Origin of the sequence: Pedobacter psychrodurus (assembly GCF_004331735.1) — a bacterium.
GTDB classification, from domain to species: domain Bacteria; phylum Bacteroidota; class Bacteroidia; order Sphingobacteriales; family Sphingobacteriaceae; genus Pedobacter; species Pedobacter psychrodurus.
The window spans coordinates 1-1213 of the sequence record NZ_SJSO01000058.1 but is presented as its reverse complement, the minus strand read 5'-3'; the positions used below and the strand labels follow the sequence as shown (position 1 = coordinate 1213).

The window sequence follows — 1213 nt, the reverse complement described above, 5'->3', positions numbered from 1 at the left end:
TGTAAGCTCCCCTGTTTTTCAGACCACTCAAAAGTATAATTTTGTCCTCAAATTTCCTTCAATAAATCGATGGGAGATTTGAAGTTCAACGCTTGATGTGGTCGATGGTAATTATAGTCCATCATCCATTCCTCCACTTTCTCCCTCACATCATCCAGGGAGTGAAATATGTAGGCATTTAACAATTCTCTTCTGATGCTTCCATTGCATCTTTCTATATATGCGTTCTGTGTTGGTTCTCCAGGCTCGATAAAAAGCAGTTCAACATTGTTTTCCTTTGCCCATTCATCCAGCTTATTTGAGATGAATTCCGGCCCATTATCCATTCTTATCATTTTTGGAAGCCCCCTATATTGTTTCAACTCATCCAATGCCCTGATAACCCTCAATGCCGGAAGTGAATAATMTATCTCCATAGCAAGCATCTCTCTGTTGTAATCATCAGCGATATTCAACAACCTAAATTTCCTTCCATTCCAAAGAGCATCACTCATAAAATCCATAGACCATACCTCATTCACAGTTTCCGGCACAGATAAAGGCTTCTTGACTCTTTCTGGTAATCTTTTCTTTGCCCTACGCCGAATATTAAGCTTCATCGCGGTATAAATCCGATAAACCTTTTTATGGTTCCATGTAAGTCCTTTTCGACGCAATCGGTAGTAACATTGCCAGAAGCCTATGGAAACATGCTTTTCAACAAGAAGCGAAAGCGCATTAACTATTTCGCTGTCATCGCRCCGTTTATGTTTGTAGTAATGCTTGCTCCGGTTTAATCCGACACATTTACAAGCCTGACGATGGCTAATACTTTTCACCATTTCATCCACTAAACCACGTTTCTCGTCAGGCGTTAAAGCTTTTTTTCCACCGCCTCCTTGAAAACTTCGTGCACAAGGCTGAGATTCGCATACATTTTTTTTAAACGTGCATTTTCCTCCTCTAATGCCTTGAGCTTTGATAACTCTTTCACTTCCATTCCTCCATACCTTTGGCGCCATTTGTAAAAGGCTGCTGTGCTAATTCCTAACTCTCTGCAGAGATCGTGCACATTTTTGCCATTCTCATGTTCTTTGATTGCTTTTACAATCTGGGATTCCGTAAACTTAATTCTTTTCATATTGCCAATTAAAATTAATAGTTTTTCTAATAGCCTCGCTACGCTCGGTCTAGAATTATACTTTTAACTGGTCTGAATTTGGGGAAGTGCACA

Annotated in this window: 1 protein-coding gene; it reads right to left on the bottom strand. The window is 39.8% G+C overall.

Annotated elements, in window-relative coordinates; all coding sequences use genetic code 11:
- Positions 1-47: 47 nt before the first annotated feature.
- A protein-coding gene (locus EZ456_RS24985; protein WP_225876619.1) for an IS3 family transposase occupies positions 48-1120 on the bottom strand; the annotation gives its coding sequence in 2 pieces (ribosomal slippage) (positions 48-859 and positions 859-1120; 1074 coding nt in all).
- Positions 1121-1213: the final 93 nt, after the last annotated feature.